The sequence below is a fragment of the Actinomycetes bacterium genome, assembly GCA_036510875.1.
In the GTDB taxonomy this organism is placed as follows: domain Bacteria; phylum Actinomycetota; class Actinomycetes; order Prado026; family Prado026; genus DATCDE01.
This window is the reverse complement of the sequence record DATCDE010000176.1, coordinates 1-4,531: the sequence shown is the minus strand read 5'-3', so window position 1 is coordinate 4,531 and position 4,531 is coordinate 1. Positions and strand designations below refer to the sequence as shown.

The window sequence follows — 4,531 nt, the reverse complement described above, 5'->3', positions numbered from 1 at the left end:
AGGTCGGAGGTCGGGGCTCCCGTCTGCTGGGGCGGAGTCCGAGCGCCAGAGCGTGTGGGTCGGCGAGGTCACCTGGCGGGAGGTCGCCGATCTGCGCGAGGCCCTCTTCGACGAGTTAGAAGTGCCTGGGTACGTCGGGCTACGCCTGGATGTTCGCCGAGTGACGCTCATCGACCGTCCAGGGAGTGCCTTGTTGATCGGAGCCAACCATCGAGCCGTTGCCATTGGACGCCGACTGGTTCTCGTCGACGCCAATGGCCCGGTAACGGTTGCCTTGTCCAAGCTGCACGTCCTGAAGGACTTCCTGGTGGCGCAGGTGTTCAGCGCGTACAGCCCAAGCGAGGGGACCAGAACCTCCTGGTGACTCGGTCAGTTCAGGCCCCCGGGTCCTCGCCAGTGAACACGACATCGTCCGCCACGGCTTTCAGCCCTACATTGAGGTGCTGAGAGGCCACCGCCAGTCGCTGGAACGCCTCGTCCTCGCCGATCCGATGGCGCTCCATCAAGATGCCCTTCGCCTGGCCGATGATGTCCCGGCTACGCAGCGCGAGCTGTAACCCCGCCTCAGTCTGTGCAGCGTTGAGCGCCACAGCCGCGAGAGCAGCGAACAACGCGCCAACGGCGAGGGACTCCTCGCCGAACGCCGCCTTGCGCGACGACAACAGATTCAGCGCACCCAAAGTGCGTCCCCGAGCGAACAGCCGCAACCCCAACATGCTGACGACTCCGGTCTCGACGCTCGCACGGGCGGCGAACAACGGCCACCGAACCTCCGTCGCCAGGTCGTCACTCATGAAGATCTGGTCTACGGCAATAGCGTCTATGCACGGCCCCTGGCCGACCTCGAACTGCACCGCGTCAAGGCGAAGCGCCACCGAGTCACTGGCCGCCGGCGTACCGATCTTGCTGCCTTGAACCAGAGAGATGCCGGCATGCTCACAGCCCGGGACAGTCTCCACCGCGAGATCCACGATGAGCTGCAACGTCTCGTGGACCGAACCGGTGTCCAACGCGCGAGCGACTGTCGCCAAGCGCTCAACCAAGGCACCCTCGTCGACAGCCATGATCAAAACGTACCGCGGCCAGTCACAGGCCCACCACGTGCGACCGCGAACCCTAGCCCCCGGGGTCCTCACAGTGAGAGACCCAACCGATGGCCCCAGCCCTTGAGCCCCTCCTCGCCAAGATCGAAGGCGCAGCAGAACCGCACCTACCGGTTCTTGTGCTCGCAAGTCGATCAAGAAGCTCGAATGTGTCCGGGTTCAGGGACACTCCTCAATCCCGGGTCTGGGGGCGCCGGGGCCTGCGACTCGGCGTCGACCGGCTTCGTCTGCGGGACGTCCGCCGGCTTCGGAAGCGGACTGGCGTGGGTCGGTGACCTGCGAGGACGGCCCTTCCACGACCGTTCCCGGGCGTCCAGGACTGCACGTTGGCGTCGGATGCTCCGGCGGCTCATAACCCAGAGGTCGCCGGTTCAAATCCTGCCCCCGCTACCGCGTTTGCGCAGGTCAGGGGCATGATCACCGATCTTGGCGGTCATGCCTCTTGCGTCGTGGTCAACAGGCGGTCTGCCGCTCCTCGCCCGAGATGCTTCATCGACTGGACGGGCGTGGACGACGGTTGACGTGACCTCTGGGTCGATCACCCAGTCGCCGTGCGCTGACACCGACGACAACTTGGCCGGGCCAGGGCCGGCAAGCGATCAGACATTGACCTTGGCCCCTTACCCGCTGACGCGAGCCGTCGGTGCGCCTTGGGCGTGGTGCAGGCGACCTGACACAAGGCCCATCCACTCGGTCGCCGACTGTGGAACGGTCCGGACGGTAGTCTCGGCCGGTGGCCCCGGATGGGCTTGGCCCGGCGGCGGACGCCGACGTCGAGCGCAGTGCTGTGCTGGCCAGTGCGCAGCGACTTGTCACAGTGCTGGGCGGCCTTCGGGTTCGGCGCGAGGATGCGCTGGCGGTGGTCAACGGGGCGTTCGGTGATGCCCTGGCCGACAGGGGGTCACCGTTGGCGATCCCGATGACGCTGCGGTCAGACACTCAGGTGCTGACCCTCGAGCGCGACGCCCTGGCCAGGGCGCTCCCGGCGGCGACCAGCCGGATCGCCCTGCTGGTGCACGGGCTGATGTCGACGGAGTCGGTGTGGGGTTTCCCCGGTGATCCGGCCACCACCTACGGCAGCGGGCTCGCCCGCGACCATGGAGTCACACCCGTGTGGCTGCGCTACAACACCGGCCGGCACATCTCCACCAACGGGCGGGAGTTGGCCGGGCTGCTGCACCGCCTCGCCGCCGCCTGGCCGGTGCCGGCCCGCGAGATCACGCTCATCGGCCACAGCATGGGCGGCCTGGTGATCAGGTCCGCCTGCCACTACGCGTCCGCCACCCGAACCCGGCGCGGCCTCGGCTTCTTCCGCAGGTCGTGGACGTCCAAGGTCCGCCGGGTGGTGCTCATCGGTGTCCCGAACACCGGCGCGCCACTGGCGGAGTTCGTTACCCTTACCAGCGCCGCCTTGTGGGCACTGCCGATCCCCGCAACTCGCCAAGTCGGTCGAGGCCTGGACGCTCGTAGCGCGGGGATCAAGGATCTGCGGTTCGGTGCGATCACCGACGAGGACTGGCAGGAACAGGGTTCCGACGCCCGCGTACGACCGGTGTCGCACAGCGTCGTCCCCCTACGGCGGGCTGCCTATCTGATCGTCGCTGGCAGCGTCACGACCGACCCCGACCACCCGTTGGCCCGGATGGTCGGCGACTCGCTCGTGACGCCGTCCAGCGCCTCCGGGATGCTGGACCCGGTTACCGGCGAGGGTCTCTTCCCCGGCTGCACCGTCCGCATGTTCCCCAAGGTCACCCACCTCGCCCTGGCCAACCGGCCCGAGGTCTACCAGGCAATCCACGAGTGGTGGCCCTGACCCTCGTGCTCTGTGCTCTGTGCGTTGGCCGTGCCCCTCTGTCATGAACTCGGGATCTCGCGCTCGAACATCTCCGCCCACGGCTGGTACTGCTTCACACTCCAGCCCGACTCCTCGACGAGCAGGAGGAAGACCTCCACGCTCAGCAGCGCCCACAAGCTGTCGCGCTCGCGTCGTGTCGGCTTTCGGCCCATCACGCCTTCTGCGCCCTCAGCGATGTCTCGCCGAACGCGCTGGCGCGTGGCTTTGAGCATCTCCGCGATCACCGCGTCGGTCGGGGCCGCTGACGTCAGGACTTGCGATGGCTCCGGCCCAAGGTGGCGGACCTAGCTGGCGTGCGAGACTGGCGGGGTGACAAGCGAAGACCTCGGTGGGCAGAATGACGGCGTCGCATCGTTCGAAGAAGCACTCCAAGCGGATGCCAACCGTGATCGCGATGGTGTGTCATCACTGCGTGACACCGAAGCAGAGGAAGGCGACGAGGAAGGGCTCGAGGACACCTTCGACCGGGACGAGGCTGAAGAGCGGGAGCTCGGTGCAGGGCTGGATGCCCATGACGAACCAGAGCCTCGGCTCGACTGACCGCGATTGGTCTGGCCAGCCCTCCGCGTGATGGCCCGGTGCCCGCTCCCCCCGCCCCGAATGCCGATCAGGGGCGCATGGAAAGCACGGCAGCCGGCAATCTGTGCGGGTCGGACTCTGGCGACGGCAGTCTCGCGCGGGTCGGTCGTCAGCTGGCGTACGCGTAGAGGGTTCGTGGACCGTCGATGCCCTTCAACTGGAATGGTCCACGATCTGAGAACTGCTCCGTGCTCGCCGGGGCAAGGGTGCGGGTGCCTGGCAACATCCGCGGAATTGGGTGAATCTCGGGCTTGGCCCTTGTTCGAGCAGCTGTGCGCCGCCGGGGCCGGCTGCAGGTTCAGGTGACAGTGGTGATGTTGCTGCTGCTGGGGGCGAAACGATCGGCGGATTCCGACCTGATTTGAACCTCCCTCCGAGCCGAGCGATCCTCTCGATGCGGTCAACCGATGGTCAACATCGTCGGCGTGGCCGCTGCTGGACACGGGTGGACGCTGGCCGATGTCGCCGTTCGCTGAGCTGCACGGACGTCGTTCCACAACCGTCCACCGGCGACTCTGATCGTCCAGAACCCATCGCTCATAACCCAGAGGTCGCAGGTTCAAATCCTGCCCCCGCTACCAACGTAAGCGCAGGTCAGAGGCATGATCACCGATCTTGGCGGTCATGCCTCTTGCGTTGTGGTCAACAGGCGGTCTGCCACCCTTCGCCCGAGATGCTTGATCGACTGGACGGGCGTGGACGCTGGCGCACGAGGGTGGACGTGACCTCTGGGTCGAAATCCCAGGGGTCACCGGACCTGCCTCTTGGCAAGGGATACGCACGGGGCGGGGGGCTGCTGTTGACCACCGAAGCAAGTCCTGCCAGGGGCCCGATGCTGCCTACGACTGCATGTTCGGCGGGTCATGGATGCGCATCAGAACGGCATTCATGAAGGAGCGGGGCCGGTCAAGGACTTTCTCAGCGGGGGCGGCCTCGTTGAGGGCGGCGTCGTCCGGACGGGCGGGTCAAGTTCGCAGCGCCCGGAGGCCCGCAG

At 66.9% G+C, this 4,531-nt stretch carries 5 protein-coding genes; 3 read left to right on the top strand and 2 right to left on the bottom strand.

Going from position 1 to position 4,531, the window contains the following annotated elements:
* The coding region (locus VIM19_10215; GenBank protein HEY5185256.1) for an STAS domain-containing protein at positions 1-364 on the top strand (364 nt) is incomplete at its 5' end.
* A gap of 10 nt (positions 365-374) precedes the next feature.
* Here VIM19_10215 and VIM19_10210 read toward each other — a convergent pair.
* On the bottom strand, positions 375-1,064 hold the full coding sequence (locus tag VIM19_10210) for a GAF and ANTAR domain-containing protein (GenBank protein HEY5185255.1): 690 nt from the start codon (positions 1,062-1,064) through the stop codon (positions 375-377).
* A 772-nt stretch (positions 1,065-1,836) separates the two neighbouring features.
* On the opposite strand from VIM19_10210, the gene VIM19_10205 reads away from it, so the two are divergent.
* Positions 1,837-2,916 (top strand): alpha/beta fold hydrolase, encoded by a 1,080-nt coding sequence (locus VIM19_10205; GenBank protein ID HEY5185254.1) that lies wholly within the window; start codon positions 1,837-1,839, stop codon positions 2,914-2,916.
* A gap of 41 nt (positions 2,917-2,957) precedes the next feature.
* Here VIM19_10205 and VIM19_10200 read toward each other — a convergent pair whose 3' ends face one another.
* Positions 2,958-3,182 (bottom strand): hypothetical protein, encoded by a 225-nt coding sequence (locus tag VIM19_10200; GenBank protein ID HEY5185253.1) that lies wholly within the window; start codon positions 3,180-3,182, stop codon positions 2,958-2,960.
* 85 nt (positions 3,183-3,267) lie between these two features.
* On the opposite strand from VIM19_10200, the gene VIM19_10195 reads away from it, so the two are divergent.
* Complete coding sequence (locus tag VIM19_10195) at positions 3,268-3,498, top strand: hypothetical protein (GenBank protein HEY5185252.1); 231 nt, start codon at positions 3,268-3,270, stop codon at positions 3,496-3,498.
* The last annotated feature ends 1,033 nt before the right edge of the window (positions 3,499-4,531 follow it).

Bases quoted from the DNA above. Each gene is read 5' to 3' on its own strand.
- VIM19_10210 (HEY5185255.1), bottom strand. From the start codon at position 1,064: ATGGCTGTCGACGAGGGTGCCTTGGTTGAGCGCTTGGCGACAGTCGCT.